Genomic DNA, 13,795 nt, shown 5'->3' on the forward strand with positions numbered 1-13,795 from the left:
TACTTTGAGAAGTTAGCTATTTTTTGAAGAAATAGTAGCGCTCTTGTCTGATTTGTCTGACTAGTGCAAGCTGGTCGGATTTGTGGTAAAATAGATAAGATATGACAAAAGAATTTCATCATGTAACGGTCTTACTCCACGAAACGATTGATATGCTTGACGTAAAACCTGACGGTATCTACGTTGATGCGACTTTGGGTGGAGCAGGACATAGCGAATATTTATTAAGTAAATTAAGTGAAAAAGGCCATCTCTATGCCTTTGACCAGGACCAGAATGCCATTGACAATGCGCAAAAACGTTTGGCACCCTATATCGAAAAAGGGATGGTGACCTTTATAAAGGATAACTTCCGTCATTTACAGGCACGTTTGCGCGAAGCTGGTGTTCAGGAAATTGATGGAATTTGTTATGACTTGGGAGTGTCTAGTCCTCAGCTGGACCAGCGTGAGCGTGGTTTTTCTTATAAAAAGGATGCACCATTGGACATGCGGATGAATCAGGATGCTAGTCTGACAGCCTATGAAGTGGTGAACAATTATGACTATCATGACTTGGTTCGTATTTTCTTCAAGTATGGCGAGGATAAATTTTCTAAACAGATTGCCCGCAAGATTGAACAAGCGCGTGATCTGAAACCTATCGAGACTACGACTGAATTGGCAGAAATTATCAAGTCGGCCAAGCCTGCCAAGGAGCTCAAGAAGAAGGGTCATCCTGCTAAGCAGATTTTCCAGGCTATTCGAATTGAAGTCAATGATGAACTGGGAGCGGCAGATGAGTCCATCCAGCAGGCTATGGATATGTTGGCTCTGGATGGTAGGATTTCAGTGATTACCTTTCATTCCTTAGAAGACCGCTTGACCAAGCAATTATTCAAGGAAGCTTCAACAGTTGAAGTTCCAAAAGGCTTGCCTTTCATCCCAGATGATCTCAAGCCCAAGATGGAATTGGTAGCCCGTAAGCCAATCTTGCCAAGTGCAGAAGAATTAGAAGCCAATAACCGCTCGCACTCAGCCAAGTTGCGCGTGGCCAGAAAAATTCACAAGTAAGAGGAAAAAGGATGGCAGAAAGAATGGAAAAAACAGGTCAAATACTACAGATGCAACTTAAACGGTTTTCGCGTGTGGAAAAAGCTTTTTACTTTTCCATTGCTGTAACCACTCTTATTGTGGCCATTAGTATTATTTTTATGCAGACCAAGCTCTTGCAAGTGCAGAATGATTTGACAAAAATCAATGCGCAGATAGAGGAAAAGAAGACCGAATTGGACGATGCCAAGCAAGAGGTCAATGAACTATTACGTGCAGAACGTTTGAAAGAAATTGCCAATTCACACGATTTGCAATTAAACAATGAAAATATTCGAATAGCGGAGTAAGATATGAAGTGGACAAAAAGAGTAATCCGTTATGCGACGAAAAATCGGAAATCGCCGGCTGAAAACAGACGCAGAGTTGGAAAAAGTCTGAGTTTATTATCTGTCTTTGTTTTTGCCGTTTTTTTAGTCAATTTTGCGGTCATTATTGGGACGGGCACTCGCTTTGGAACAGATTTAGCGAAGGAAGCTAAGAAGGTTCATCAAATCACCCGTACAGTTCCTGCCAAACGTGGGACTATTTATGACCGAAATGGAGTCCCGATTGCTGAGGATGCAACCTCCTATAATGTCTATGCGGTCATTGATGAGAACTATAAGTCAGCAACAGGTAAGATTCTTTACGTAGAAAAAACACAATTTAACAAGGTTGCAGAGGTCTTTCATAAGTATCTGGACATGGAAGAATCCTATGTAAGAGAGCAACTCTCGCAACCTAATCTCAAGCAAGTTTCCTTTGGAGCAAAGGGCAATGGGATTACCTATGCCAATATGATGTCTATCAAAAAAGAGTTGGAAACTGCAGAGGTCAAGGGGATTGATTTTACAACCAGTCCCAATCGTAGTTACCCAAACGGACAATTTGCTTCTAGTTTTATTGGTCTAGCTCAGCTCCATGAAAATGAAGATGGCAGCAAGAGTTTGTTGGGAACCTCTGGAATGGAGAGTTCCTTGAACAGTATTCTTGCAGGGACAGACGGCATTATTACCTATGAAAAGGATCGTCTGGGAAATATTGTCCCAGGTACTGAGCAAGTTTCCCAACAAACGGTGGATGGTAAGGATGTTTACACAACCATTTCCAGCCCCCTCCAGTCCTTTATGGAAACCCAGATGGATGCTTTTCAAGAGAAGGTAAAAGGAAAGTACATGACAGCGACTTTGGTCAGTGCTAAAACGGGAGAGATACTGGCAACGACACAACGACCTACCTTTAATGCAGACACTAAAGAAGGAATTACTGAGGACTTTGTTTGGCGTGATATTCTTTATCAAAGTAACTATGAACCAGGATCAGCCATGAAGGTTATGACGTTAGCTTCTTCTATTGATAATAATACCTTCCCAAGTGGAGAATACTTCAATAGCAGTGAATTCAAAATAGCGGATGCGACGACTCGAGATTGGGATGTTAATGAAGGTTTGACTACTGGTGGGATGATGACTTTCTTACAAGGTTTCGCTCACTCCAGTAATGTTGGAATGAGTCTACTTGAACAAAAAATGGGAGATGCTACTTGGTTGGATTATCTAAAACGCTTTAAATTTGGGGTTCCAACTCGCTTTGGCTTGACAGATGAATACGCTGGTCAACTTCCAGCTGATAATATTGTTAGTATTGCTCAAAGCTCATTTGGGCAAGGAATTTCAGTGACACAAACACAAATGCTTCGTGCCTTTACAGCTATTGCTAATGATGGAGTTATGCTGGAGCCAAAATTTATAAGTGCTATTTATGATACTAACAATCAGTCTGTACGTAAGTCACAAAAAGAAATAGTAGGAAATCCTGTTTCCAAAGAGGCAGCAAGCACAACTCGAAATCACATGATCTTAGTTGGGACGGACCCTCTATATGGAACTATGTATAATCACTACACAGGAAAGCCAATTATAACAGTTCCTGGACAAAATGTAGCAGTTAAATCCGGTACGGCTCAAATCGCTGATGAGAAAAATGGAGGATACTTGGTTGGTTCTACCAATTATATTTTCTCAGCTGTGACTATGAATCCTGCTGAAAATCCTGATTTTATCTTGTATGTAACGGTTCAACAGCCTGAGCATTATTCAGGTATCCAGTTGGGAGAATTTGCCACCCCAATCTTGGAGCGGGCTTCAGCTATGAAAGAATCTCTCAATCTTCAATCTCCAGCCAAAAATTTAGATAAAGTTACGACAGAATCTTCTTATGCAATGCCTAGCATCAAGGATATTTCACCTGGTGAGTTGGCGGAAGCCTTACGCCGAAATATTGTGCAACCAATCGTTGTAGGTACTGGAACAAAGATTAAAGAGACTTCTGTAGAAGAAGGGACCAATCTTGCACCAAACCAACAAGTTCTCCTTTTATCGGATAAGGTAGAAGAAATTCCAGACATGTATGGCTGGAAAAAAGAGACTGCCGAGACCTTTGCTAAATGGTTGGATATTGAACTGGAATTTGAAGGTTCAGGTTCCGTTGTTCAGAAGCAAGATGTTCGGACTAATACAGCTATCAAAAACATTAAAAAAATTAAATTAACTTTAGGAGACTAATATGTTTATTTCTATTAGTGCTGGAATTGTGACATTTTTACTAACTTTAGTAGGAATTCCGGCCTTTATCCAATTTTATAGGAAGGCGCAAATTACAGGCCAGCAGATGCACGAGGATGTCAAACAGCATCAGGCAAAAGCTGGGACTCCTACAATGGGAGGTTTGGTTTTCTTAATTACTTCTGTTTTGGTTGCTTTCTTTTTTGCCCTATTTAGTAGCCAATTCAGCAATAATGTCGGTATGATTTTATTTATCTTGGTTCTTTATGGCTTAATCGGATTTTTAGATGACTTCCTCAAGGTCTTCCGTAAAATCAATGAGGGGCTGAATCCTAAGCAAAAATTGGCACTTCAACTTCTAGGTGGCGTCATTTTCTATCTTTTCTATGAGCGAGGTGGCGATATGCTTTCAATCTTTGGCTACCAAGTGCATCTAGGGATTTTCTATATTGTCTTTGCTCTTTTCTGGCTAGTCGGTTTTTCAAATGCAGTCAACTTGACAGACGGAATTGATGGTCTGGCTAGTATTTCCGTTGTGATTAGTTTGTCAGCTTATGGAGTTATTGCCTATGTGCAAGGTCAGATGGATATCCTTCTAGTGATTTTTGCCATGATTGGTGGTTTGCTTGGTTTCTTTGTCTTTAACCATAAGCCTGCTAAAGTCTTTATGGGAGATGTGGGAAGTTTGGCTCTCGGTGGAATGCTGGCAGCTATCTCTATGGCCCTCCACCAAGAATGGACTCTCTTGATTATCGGAATTATTTATGTCTTTGAAACAACTTCGGTCATGATGCAAGTCGGCTATTTCAAAATGACTGGTGGAAAACGTATTTTCCGTATGACGCCTGTGCATCACCATTTTGAGCTTGGAGGATTGTCTGGTAAAGGAAATCCTTGGAGCGAGTGGAAGGTTGACTTCTTCTTTTGGGGAGTAGGGCTTCTAGCAAGTCTCCTGACCCTAGCAATTTTATATTTGATGTAAGAATGGCACCCTGATATTTCAGGGTGTTTTTGCTTTTTAAAAAATATTGGTCAATTAAAGTCAAAATACTTGACCTTTTCTGACTAATGTAGTATATTATGAACGTAAGGTAAATGAAAGCCTTACTAGAACACTTATACTCAATGAAAATCAACGAGCAAACTAGGAAGCTAGACGCAGGTTGCTCAAAGCACAGCTTAGAGATTGTGGATAAGACTGACGAAGTCAGCTCAAANNTTGAAGAGATTTTCGAAGAGTATAAAAAATATTGGTCAATTAAAGTCAAATCCCTTGACCTTTTCTGACTAATGTAGTATATTATGAACGTAAGGTAAATGAAAGCCTTACTAGAACACTTATTTAAAGTAAAATGGAAAGAGGTGGGGTCTATGTTTAATCTAGAAATCTTCAGAAGTAAAGATAGTCTACTCCTGCTTGAAAAAGAAAAACCAGAAATAGTACCTAGAGTAGCGATTTAGCTAGTCTAAATTTTTTAAAACAAAGGTCAAAGATAGTCAATATCAGTAATCATAACTAAGTAAACAAAAAGAGGTAAAGAATATGAATAACAACTTTAATAATTTTAACAACATGGATGATTTATTTAACCAATTGATGGGTGGTATGCGAGGATACAGTTCTGAAAATCGTCGTTACTTGATTAATGGACGTGAAGTCACACCTGAGGAATTTGCTCACTATCGTGCAACTGGTCAATTGCCAGGAAATGCAGAAGTTGATGGCCAAATGCCACAACATACGTCAGGTATGAAGCAAGACGGTGTCCTTGCAAAACTAGGTCGAAACTTGACAGCAGAAGCGCGTGAGGGCAAACTGGATCCAGTCATCGGACGAAACAAGGAAATTCAAGAGACATCTGAAATCCTCTCACGCCGTACCAAGAACAATCCTGTTTTAGTCGGAGACGCAGGTGTTGGTAAGACAGCCGTTGTCGAAGGTCTAGCACAAGCCATTGTGAATGGTGATGTTCCAGCTGCTATTAAGAATAAGGAACTTATTTCCATTGATATCTCAGGTCTTGAGGCTGGGACTCAATACCGTGGTAGCTTTGAAGAAAACGTTCAAAACTTAGTCAATGAAGTAAAAGAAGCGGGAAATATCATTCTCTTCTTTGATGAAATTCATCAAATTCTCGGTGCTGGTAGCACTGGTGGAGACAGTGGTTCTAAAGGGCTTGCGGATATTCTCAAGCCAGCTCTCTCTCGTGGAGAATTGACAGTGATTGGGGCAACAACTCAAGACGAATATCGTAACACCATCTTGAAGAATGCTGCTCTTGCTCGTCGTTTCAACGAAGTGAAGGTCAATGCTCCTTCAGCAGAGGATACTTTTAAAATCCTTCAAGGAATTCGTGATCTCTATCAACAACACCACAATGTCATCTTGCCAGACGAAGTTTTGAAAGCGGCGGTGGATTATTCTGTTCAGTATATTCCTCAACGTAGCTTGCCAGATAAGGCTATTGACCTTGTCGATGTAACGGCAGCTCACTTGGCAGCTCAGCATCCTGTAACAGATGTGCATGCTGTTGAACGGGAAATTGAGGTAGAAAAAGACAAGCAAGAAAAAGCAGTTGAGGCGGAAGATTTTGAAGCAGCTCTAAACTATAAAACACGCATCGCAGAATTGGAAAAGAAAATCGAAAACCACACAGAAGATATGAAGGTGACTGCAAGTGTCAATGATGTGGCTGAATCTGTGGAACGAATGACGGGTATTCCAGTATCACAAATGGGAGCTTCAGACATCGAACGTCTGAAAGATATGGCTCATCGCTTGCAAGATAAGGTAATCGGTCAAGATAAGGCGGTAGAAGCGGTAGCTCGTGCTATCCGTCGTAACCGTGCTGGTTTTGATGAAGGTAATCGCCCAATCGGTAGCTTCCTCTTTGTAGGACCAACTGGGGTTGGTAAGACGGAGCTTGCTAAGCAATTGGCGCTAGATATGTTTGGTACCAAGGATGCAATCATCCGTTTGGATATGTCTGAATACAGTGACCGCACAGCCGTTTCTAAGCTAATTGGTACAACAGCAGGATATGTGGGTTATGATGACAATAGCAATACCTTAACAGAACGTGTCCGTCGCAATCCATACTCTATCATTCTCTTGGACGAAATTGAAAAGGCTGATCCTCAAGTCATTACCCTTCTCCTCCAAGTCTTGGATGATGGTCGTTTGACAGATGGTCAAGGAAACACAGTAAACTTCAAGAACACTGTCATTATTGCAACCTCAAATGCTGGATTTGGCTATGAAGCTAACTTGACAGAAGATGCGGATAAACCAGAATTGATGGACCGTTTGAAACCATTCTTCCGTCCAGAATTCCTCAACCGCTTTAATGCAGTTATCGAGTTCTCACACTTGACTAAGGAAGACCTTTCTAAGATTGTGGACTTAATGTTGGCTGAAGTCAACCAAACTTTGGCTAAGAAAGACATTGATTTGGTTGTCAGTCAAGCAGCTAAGGACTATATCACAGAAGAAGGTTATGACGAAGTCATGGGTGTTCGTCCGCTCCGTCGCGTGGTTGAACAAGAAATTCGTGATAAGGTGACAGACTTCCATTTGGATCACCTAGATGCTAAATATCTGGAAGCAGATATGGAAAATGGTGTTTTGGTCATTCGTGAAAAAGCCTAAGAGAAAATTTTGAGGAGAAAAAGAAAAGGCTGGGTAAAAAGATTTTGGATTTGATACTCAAGAAAAACAAAATAAGAACTAGAGAGTGACTCCATTATAGAAATTTCAATTTTCGATAATATTGATAAATCCAGTAACAAATCTGAGGTGAAATATTATCTATGTAGATTGATATTTGAATTTAGAAGAGTATTGAAATTCTTTGTTATGAATTTTGAGAATAATGGGCATAAATAGATGAAACAAAAAAAGCGAATAAAACAGAATTCTGATTTTCAGAAAACTAGTTTATTCGTTTTTTTATTTACGCTTATCTATCTTGGCTTAATTCAAGTATTTCCATCACTTTATGAACAATCATCTTATGCTGTGGGTGTTTCTGAATCTTCAATAACAGTTCCATCATCTCTGTATCTTGTGGGACAGAATAAGGTAAGAAAAAATCACTCAACGGAACTTCTAAAGCATCAACAATCTTCACAAAAGTTTCCAAAGAGATATTTCTGTGATTATTTTCTATCTGACTGATATAAGGAACGCTTAGATTTGTTCTTTCTGCTAATTCTTGTTGTGTAATCTTCTTTGAAACTCGTAAGTCTCGTATCTGATTACTTATATTTTCTAATATATCATCCATTCCTTCACCCTCTATGTTAAATCTACTATCTATCTTATAGATTAAACAATCAGGTTTACATTCTCTATAGTTTAATATTTGTTAAAAATATATTCTATTGTTAAAGTTTGTGTGATATAGTTATAACTATTAGGAAACATTTCTTTTATTTCATTAAATAAAGTTAAACATCAGGAGGATATATATGCTTAAAAAACTTAAGGAATTAAGCAAAGAACAAAAGATTATAGGCAGTATTGTACTATTACTTATCCTCATTTTGTTCTTCACACTATTAACTAGCGGTAGCACTAAACACTCACAAGTTCAAACTAAGGCTAATGATTCTGTCAAACAATCTTCACAAGTTAAACAGTCTAGTTCTTCCTCTACTTCATCATCCAGCAGTGAAACTAGCTCTAAAATAGAGAAATGGTCTCCAACTGGACATATAGCTGTAGATGCTTATCTAAATACACCACAAATTAAAATCATACTGCGATCCAAAGCACTGAGAGAGCTAGCACACAAACTCTCTAACACTGATAAACTCTACGAAGTTGAAGCTGAGGTAATTGGGATTGAAGAAAAAGATGAATATCGTGAGTACAACATAACAGGTAAGAAGCTTCTTATCCGTACACCTGAATCACTAGCTGTGAAAATGAATGAACTTATGGTCTATACAGGAAATACAGTATCTTTAGAAAAATATGATTCAATCGATAAAGGCTCGTTAGTAATCAGTGAAGTGAGAAAAACAGAAAAAGCACAAGAAGAGGAAAAAGCAAGTATTGAAGCTTCCAAATCAAAAGAGGAGGAAAGGAAAGCATCTTCACGAGAAAAAGAGCAAGAACAAGCTTCATCTCACACTACAACTACTCCTACACAATCGTCTACACCTGCTCCACAATCAAATTTAAGACCGTTCAAAAACTGTAAGGAAGCACGCAAAGCAGGACGTGTAAACATACCTGCTAGTGACCCCCAATACGGTCCATGGTTAGATAGAGATAAAGACGGATACGGATGTGATGAATAGGAAAAAAGTTCTTATTCTACTGTCACTACTACTTATCATAATGGTCACATTCACAGTATACTTAACCACTCTTCCACAAACAGACTACCAGATAGCTGTAAATAGACTTCAAAAGATAAGTTTAGAGGCTGTGGAACAGAAAATACAACATCAAGAAGGCTTTTACCTATACACAGGGAGAGAAAGTTGCCCCTATTGCCAAGAATTTGCTCCAAAGCTAGCAAAAGCAGTAAATAAAACTAAGATAACTGTGTATTACTTGGATAGTGAGCATATAGATAAGACAAGTTGGAATAACTTCAAAACAACCGTAGGATTTAAAACAATACCCAATCTCACTTACTTCACAAATGGTACAGTATATGACAGATTATCAGATGCAAGTCAAGCTAGCGTTGAAGTGATTGAATCATTTATAAGAAAGTACAAATATCTAAGGCAAAAATGAGAAGCGATGAACATATAGATTTTAGTGTGAGCTCAGGACCTATAGGAGCTGCAATGGGAATATATCCCCCTGGAACAAGTATACCTATGAAACGATTTGAGAATAACCAAATGGTATCAATCGAAGACCCAACTGATAAAAGTAAAACTAGAATTATCATTACTCAAACACATCCATCTGATGAAAAAGCTGTCTACTATAAAACAGATTAAATCAAAATTAACTTTGATTGAAAATAATGGCATAAAAGAGAATTAGATGAAGTGATTTAGATTTGTTTATTTCCTATTAAGAAAATCTTCCTACAATAAAACGCATAATATCAAGATTTTTAACACTTGATACTATGCGTTTTTCTGGTTTTAAAGACTTTTTTGCCTAGCCTCTTTTTTACGTTTAAATCACATGACGTTCAAAGGCATCATCTGAAATCCCTTGTTCTAGAATGAGTTTTGCCCATTCTTTAGCAGAAAAGAGGCTGTGGTCCTTATAGTTTCCGCAAGATTCGATGGTTGTTCCAGGGACATCTTCCCAAGTAGTAGTTTCAGCGATTTCTTTGAGAGAATCCTTGATAACTGCTGCAATTTCAGCACTGGTGTGGCGCCCCCACATAATCATGTGGAAGCCTGTGCGGCAACCAAATGGTGAACAGTCAATCATGCCGTCGATGCGGGTACGGATGAGTTTGGCTAAGAGGTGCTCGATAGTGTGTAGGCCGGCAGTAGGGATAGAGTCTTCGTTTGGTTGCACCAAGCGAATATCATAATTGGAGATGATGTCTCCTTTTGGCCCTGTTTCTTCCCCAATCAAGCGAACGTAAGGTGCTTTGACAATAGTGTGGTCAAGTTCAAAACTTTCAACAATAACTTCTTTTGACATGGTAAATCCTTTCAGTTTTCTCCTTTCATTATAACATAAAGCTGGCTCCTGAGACAGAGAGAAAACCTCTCCGAGGCTGGAGAGGTTGAAATCGTTACTTACGATACAAGCGGTCGTATTGGTAGTAAGGGTCAAAGGTTACGTTGATACCCAGTTTACGAAGGACATTCTTGTCTTCATCAGTCAAGATGATGGTTGAGTGGGCTTCGCTTCCTTTGAGGTTGCCAAGTTCTTCCATAGCATGAGCAGCATCAGGATTTTCTGTAGCTGTGATAGCAAGTGCAATCAGGATTTCATTTGAATGAAGGCGTGGATTGCGGCTGCCGAGATGATCGATTTTAAGACCTTGGATTGGCTTGACAAGTTCAGGTTCGATTAGTTTCACTGCTTTAGCGATGTCAGCTGATTTCTTGATGGCGTTGATAAGAGCAGCGGCTGTAGGACCAAAGAGTTCTGAGTTCTTACCAGTGACAATTTCCCCGCTAGGCAATTCAAGGGCTAGGGCTGGTCCACCAGTTTCTTCTGCTTTTTGACGGGCAACAACAGCAACCTTACGGTCTGCAGGTGTGATGCCAAGGTCATTCATGAGCAACTGGATTTTCTTAACAGCAGATTCGCCAACTTTTTCAGCTTTAAAATCAAGAACAGTTTGATAGTAACGGCGGATGATTTCTTGTTTAGAAGCTTCGACAGCAGCCTCATCATCAGTAATAGCGAAACCAACCATGTTGACACCCATGTCTGTCGGTGAAGCGTATGGAGATTCACCAAGAATACGCTCTAACATGCGCTTAAGCACAGGGAAAATCTCGATGTCACGGTTGTAGTTGACAGTGGTTTCTCCGTAGGTTTGGAGATGGAAAGGGTCAATCATGTTGACGTCGTCAAGGTCTGCTGTGGCAGCCTCGTAGGCCAAATTGACTGGGTGATGAAGGGGAAGATTCCAAACTGGGAAGGTTTCAAATTTGGCATAGCCAGACTTGATACCATTGATTTGATCGTGGTACATATTGGACATACAAGTTGCCAATTTTCCAGAACCAGGTCCAGGAGCCGTTACGACGATCAAGTTGCGACTGGTTTTGATGTAGTCGTTTTTCCCCATACCTTCGGGAGAAATGATGTGATCCATATCCGTCGGATATCCTTTGATTGGATAATGAAGATAAGAATCAATTCCGTTTTTCTCGAGTTGATTGCGGAAGGCATCTGCAGCTGGTTGGCCAGCGTACTGCGTGATGACAACAGAGCCAATAAAAATTCCCAATTCATTGAATTTGTCAATCAAACGAAGAACTTCTTGGTCATAGGAAATGCCCAAGTCACCACGTGCTTTGGAATGTTCGATGTTGCTAGCGTTAATGGCAATCACAACCTCAACCTGCTCTTTCAATTCTTGCAAGAGTTTGATTTTGTTGTCAGGTTCATAACCAGGAAGGACACGAGCAGCGTGGAAATCTTCTAACATTTTGCCACCAAACTCCAAGTAGAGCTTGCCGTCAAATTGGTTAATGCGCTCCAAAATGTGGTCGCGCTGTAGATTCAAATATTGTTCAGAACTAAAAGCTTGTTTTTTCATTTTTTTACCTCTGACCTCTATTATAATAAAAAATTGGAAGTTAGGAAACTATGGACTTAAAAAAGGAATCAAAAAGATTAGGCAAACGCTTGCACAAAGTTTTAAAAAACGCTATCATAGATTGTAGATTATTAAAATAATGAGGTAAGAAGATGCAAGAAAAATGGTGGCACAATGCCGTAGTCTATCAAGTTTATCCTAAGAGCTTTATGGATAGCAACGGAGATGGAATTGGCGATTTGCCAGGAGTTACCAGTAAGTTGGAATATCTAGCCAAGTTAGGGATTACAGCAATTTGGCTTTCTCCCGTTTATGACAGCCCTATGGATGATAATGGCTACGATATTGCTGATTATCAAGCGATTGCAGCTATTTTCGGAACCATGGAGGATATGGATGAGCTGATCGCAGAAGCTAAGAAGCGTGATATCCGTATCATCATGGACTTAGTGGTCAATCATACCTCAGATGAGCATGCTTGGTTTGTCGAGGCTTGTGAAAATCCTGACAGCCCTGAGCGAGACTACTATATCTGGCGCGATGAGCCCAACGACCTAGACTCTATCTTTAGCGGATCTGCTTGGGAATACGATGAAAAGTCAGGTCAATACTATCTCCACTTTTTCAGCAAGAAACAGCCTGATCTCAACTGGGAAAATGAAAAACTTCGCCAGAAAATTTATGAGATGATGAACTTCTGGATTGATAAAGGCATTGGTGGTTTCCGCATGGATGTCATTGACATGATCGGCAAAATTCCTGACGAGAAAGTAGTCAATAATGGTCCTATGCTCCATCCCTATCTCAAGGAGATGAATCAAGCGACCTTTGGAGATAAGAATCTCTTGACGGTAGGGGAGACCTGGGGGGCAACGCCAGAAATTGCCAAGCTCTACTCTGATCCAAAGGGGCAAGAATTGTCTATGGTCTTCCAGTTTGAACATATTTGTCTTCAGTATCAGGAAGGTCAGCCTAAGTGGCACTATCAAAAAGAGCTGAATATCGCTAAGTTAAAAGAAATTTTCAACAAATGGCAGACAGAGTTAGGAGTTGAGGATGGCTGGAATTCCCTCTTCTGGAACAATCATGACCTTCCTCGTATCGTCTCAATCTGGGGAAATGACCAAGAATACCGCGAAAAATCTGCCAAAGCCTTTGCAATTTTACTTCATCTCATGAGAGGGACTCCTTATATCTACCAAGGTGAGGAAATTGGGATGACCAACTATCCCTTTGAAACGCTGGATCAAGTAGAAGATATTGAATCCCTTAACTATGCGCGTGAAGCTCTTGAAAAAGGCGTTCCGATGCAAGAAATTATGGACAGTATCCGTGTTATCGGACGTGATAATGCCCGTACTCCTATGCAATGGGATGAGAGCAAAAATGCTGGTTTCTCAACAGGTCAACCTTGGTTGGCAGTCAATCCAAACTATCAAGCAATCAACGTTCAAGAAGCGCTGGCAAATCCAGATTCTATTTTCTATACTTATCAGAAGTTGGTTCAAATCCGTAAGGAAAACAGCTGGCTGGTTCGAGCTGACTTTGAATTGCTTGATACGGCTGACAAGGTCTTTGCCTATATTCGTAAAGATGGAGACCGTCGTTTCTTAGTTGTGGCCAACTTGTCCAATAAAGAACAAGACATGACAGTAGAAGGAAACGTCAAATCGGTCTTGATTGAAAACACCCTAGCTCAAGAAGTCTTTGAAAAACAAATCTTAGCTCCATGGGATGCTTTCTGTGTGGAATTGAGCTAAATATTTCTGAACAGAAAAATCTAAAATTGAAATCGCATAAAAACAAGGGAGGACTGTATGAAAGACAGAAATCCTTTGTTTTTTTATGACTAAAGTTTATAAACTTTCATTCTCAAAATTCAATTAACTTTACAAATTCCTACTATTTTGGTAAAATAAATATATGTTATAAAAACTAACATAAA

At 39.8% G+C, this 13,795-nt stretch carries 12 protein-coding genes; 9 read left to right on the top strand and 3 right to left on the bottom strand.

Annotation, left to right across the window (positions count from 1 at the left end):
* Window positions 1-101: 101 nt before the first annotated feature.
* From rsmH to HT721_RS04765, 5 genes are all read left to right on the top strand, one after another.
* Window positions 102-1,052 carry a 16S rRNA (cytosine(1402)-N(4))-methyltransferase RsmH gene (rsmH, locus tag HT721_RS04745; RefSeq protein ID WP_173229116.1) on the top strand — a complete coding sequence of 317 codons (951 nt, stop codon included), beginning with the start codon at window positions 102-104 and terminating at the stop codon, window positions 1,050-1,052.
* Window positions 1,053-1,063: 11 nt separating this feature from the next.
* Window positions 1,064-1,381, top strand: a complete 318-nt coding sequence (gene ftsL / locus HT721_RS04750; protein WP_000840840.1) for a cell division protein FtsL — start codon at window positions 1,064-1,066, stop codon at window positions 1,379-1,381.
* Window positions 1,382-1,384: 3 nt separating this feature from the next.
* A complete protein-coding gene (gene pbp2X, locus HT721_RS04755; RefSeq protein ID WP_173229118.1) occupies window positions 1,385-3,637 on the top strand; it encodes a penicillin-binding protein PBP2X in 2,253 nt (750 codons plus the stop codon).
* 1 nt (window position 3,638) lies between these two features.
* Complete coding sequence (mraY, locus tag HT721_RS04760) at window positions 3,639-4,619, top strand: phospho-N-acetylmuramoyl-pentapeptide-transferase (RefSeq protein WP_173229119.1); 981 nt, start codon at window positions 3,639-3,641, stop codon at window positions 4,617-4,619.
* A gap of 561 nt (window positions 4,620-5,180) precedes the next feature.
* Window positions 5,181-7,286 carry an ATP-dependent Clp protease ATP-binding subunit gene (locus tag HT721_RS04765; protein ID WP_173229122.1) on the top strand — a complete coding sequence of 702 codons (2,106 nt, stop codon included), beginning with the start codon at window positions 5,181-5,183 and terminating at the stop codon, window positions 7,284-7,286.
* A 310-nt stretch (window positions 7,287-7,596) separates the two neighbouring features.
* Here HT721_RS04765 and HT721_RS04770 read toward each other — a convergent pair whose 3' ends face one another.
* Complete coding sequence (locus HT721_RS04770) at window positions 7,597-7,923, bottom strand: helix-turn-helix transcriptional regulator (RefSeq protein WP_173229124.1); 327 nt, start codon at window positions 7,921-7,923, stop codon at window positions 7,597-7,599.
* Window positions 7,924-8,107: 184 nt separating this feature from the next.
* On the opposite strand from HT721_RS04770, the gene HT721_RS04775 reads away from it, so the two are divergent.
* The 3 genes from HT721_RS04775 (at window position 8,108) to HT721_RS11265 (ending at window position 9,604) form a co-directional block, all read left to right on the top strand.
* Window positions 8,108-8,944 carry an excalibur calcium-binding domain-containing protein gene (locus tag HT721_RS04775; protein WP_173229126.1) on the top strand — a complete coding sequence of 279 codons (837 nt, stop codon included), beginning with the start codon at window positions 8,108-8,110 and terminating at the stop codon, window positions 8,942-8,944.
* Window positions 8,937-9,392: a DUF6568 family protein gene (locus tag HT721_RS04780; protein WP_173229128.1), complete on the top strand. Its 456-nt coding sequence runs from the start codon at window positions 8,937-8,939 to the stop codon at window positions 9,390-9,392. The genes HT721_RS04775 and HT721_RS04780 overlap by 8 nt, the downstream gene beginning before the upstream one ends.
* A gap of 86 nt (window positions 9,393-9,478) precedes the next feature.
* Window positions 9,479-9,604: a hypothetical protein gene (locus HT721_RS11265; protein WP_275043163.1), complete on the top strand. Its 126-nt coding sequence runs from the start codon at window positions 9,479-9,481 to the stop codon at window positions 9,602-9,604.
* Between the two features lie 184 nt (window positions 9,605-9,788).
* Here HT721_RS11265 and HT721_RS04785 read toward each other — a convergent pair whose 3' ends face one another.
* Window positions 9,789-10,271 (bottom strand): S-ribosylhomocysteine lyase, encoded by a 483-nt coding sequence (locus HT721_RS04785; protein ID WP_000032547.1) that lies wholly within the window; start codon window positions 10,269-10,271, stop codon window positions 9,789-9,791.
* Window positions 10,272-10,365: 94 nt separating this feature from the next.
* Window positions 10,366-11,850 (bottom strand): DUF1846 domain-containing protein, encoded by a 1,485-nt coding sequence (locus HT721_RS04790; protein ID WP_173229130.1) that lies wholly within the window; start codon window positions 11,848-11,850, stop codon window positions 10,366-10,368.
* Between the two features lie 152 nt (window positions 11,851-12,002).
* Between HT721_RS04790 and HT721_RS04795 the strand changes: the two genes are divergently transcribed.
* Window positions 12,003-13,610: an alpha-glucosidase gene (locus HT721_RS04795; RefSeq protein WP_173229132.1), complete on the top strand. Its 1,608-nt coding sequence runs from the start codon at window positions 12,003-12,005 to the stop codon at window positions 13,608-13,610.
* Window positions 13,611-13,795 lie beyond the last annotated feature (185 nt).

It is taken from the genome of Streptococcus sp. 4094 (genome assembly GCF_013277125.1).
In the GTDB taxonomy this organism is placed as follows: domain Bacteria; phylum Bacillota; class Bacilli; order Lactobacillales; family Streptococcaceae; genus Streptococcus.

Excerpts from the sequence above, each read along its gene's own strand:
- rsmH (WP_173229116.1), top strand. The coding sequence starts at position 102 with ATGACAAAAGAATTTCATCATGTAACGGTCTTACTCCACGAAACGATT.
- ftsL (WP_000840840.1), top strand. The coding sequence starts at position 1,064 with ATGGCAGAAAGAATGGAAAAAACAGGTCAAATACTACAGATGCAACTT.
- pbp2X (WP_173229118.1), top strand. The coding sequence starts at position 1,385 with ATGAAGTGGACAAAAAGAGTAATCCGTTATGCGACGAAAAATCGGAAA.
- mraY (WP_173229119.1), top strand. The coding sequence starts at position 3,639 with ATGTTTATTTCTATTAGTGCTGGAATTGTGACATTTTTACTAACTTTA.
- HT721_RS04765 (WP_173229122.1), top strand. The coding sequence starts at position 5,181 with ATGAATAACAACTTTAATAATTTTAACAACATGGATGATTTATTTAAC.
- HT721_RS04770 (WP_173229124.1), bottom strand. The coding sequence starts at position 7,923 with ATGGATGATATATTAGAAAATATAAGTAATCAGATACGAGACTTACGA.
- HT721_RS04775 (WP_173229126.1), top strand. The coding sequence starts at position 8,108 with ATGCTTAAAAAACTTAAGGAATTAAGCAAAGAACAAAAGATTATAGGC.
- HT721_RS04780 (WP_173229128.1), top strand. The coding sequence starts at position 8,937 with ATGAATAGGAAAAAAGTTCTTATTCTACTGTCACTACTACTTATCATA.
- HT721_RS11265 (WP_275043163.1), top strand. The coding sequence starts at position 9,479 with ATGAAACGATTTGAGAATAACCAAATGGTATCAATCGAAGACCCAACT.
- HT721_RS04785 (WP_000032547.1), bottom strand. The coding sequence starts at position 10,271 with ATGTCAAAAGAAGTTATTGTTGAAAGTTTTGAACTTGACCACACTATT.
- HT721_RS04790 (WP_173229130.1), bottom strand. The coding sequence starts at position 11,850 with ATGAAAAAACAAGCTTTTAGTTCTGAACAATATTTGAATCTACAGCGC.
- HT721_RS04795 (WP_173229132.1), top strand. The coding sequence starts at position 12,003 with ATGCAAGAAAAATGGTGGCACAATGCCGTAGTCTATCAAGTTTATCCT.